The organism is Mesorhizobium sp. M7A.F.Ca.CA.001.10.2.1, from assembly GCF_003998575.1.
Taxonomy (GTDB): domain Bacteria; phylum Pseudomonadota; class Alphaproteobacteria; order Rhizobiales; family Rhizobiaceae; genus Mesorhizobium.
The window spans coordinates 1-812 of the sequence record NZ_RZQY01001182.1 but is presented as its reverse complement, the minus strand read 5'-3'; the positions used below and the strand labels follow the sequence as shown (position 1 = coordinate 812).

General features: G+C 62.8%; 1 protein-coding gene and 1 pseudogene. Both read left to right on the top strand.

The window, feature by feature from the left end:
* Window positions 1-180, top strand: a pseudogene (gene groEL / locus EN964_RS36010) (chaperonin GroEL); the annotation flags it as partial.
* Between the two features lie 262 nt (window positions 181-442).
* On the top strand, window positions 443-812 hold a 370-nt coding region (locus tag EN964_RS36005; protein WP_164776527.1), incomplete at its 3' end, for a GAF domain-containing protein.

The following is an 812-nucleotide window of genomic DNA, read 5'->3' as shown; positions in this document are numbered from 1 at the left end:
GTCTATGTCGACATGATCAAGGCAGGCATCGTGGATCCGGCGAAAGTGGTGCGCACCGCACTGCAGGATGCCGGCTCGATCGCAGCCCTCCTGATCACCGCCGAAGCGATGATCACCGACATCCCGGCCAAGGATGCCGCGCCTGCGGGTGGCGGCGGTGGCGGCATGGGCGGCTACTAAAACCCAGGACTTGTTCGACCTGTTTGAGATGTGAATGGCGGCCCCCGATCGGGGCCGTCATGATTCTCAAGATGATCCATCGCAAAGTTTACGCATAGCTGCCTTGCCGACCGGCTCAGCGCCGGGAGGCAATCCTGATCTTGCGGCTTTCGGAGAGGACGCAATCCACGCTAGACTGTCCAGGCGGCCGTCTGGTTGCGGAGCTCGCCGGACTTTGGCAAGCGATCGGACGAACCGCCACCCCCTATACGGAGACACGTTCATGTTTGCGGCCAAGGCCATCGACACCTCAGACAAGGCCGCGTTCTACCGCGACCTCGCCACTCAGCTTAAGGCGCTGCTCGACGGCGAGCGCGATTCGATCGCCAACGCCGCCAACACCGCAGCACTCATCTTCCAGATGGTGCCGGACCTCAACTGGGCCGGGTTCTATTTCCTGCAATCGGACGAGGAAATGGTGCTCGGGCCGTTCCAGGGCAAGCCGGCCTGCGTGCGCATCGCCGTCGGCAAGGGCGTGTGCGGAACGGCGGTCGAACTCGGCACCTCTATGCTGATCAAGGACGTGCATGATTTTCCCGGCCACATCGCCTGCGATGCCGACTCCCGCTCGGAACTGGTGGTGCTGCTTGAGG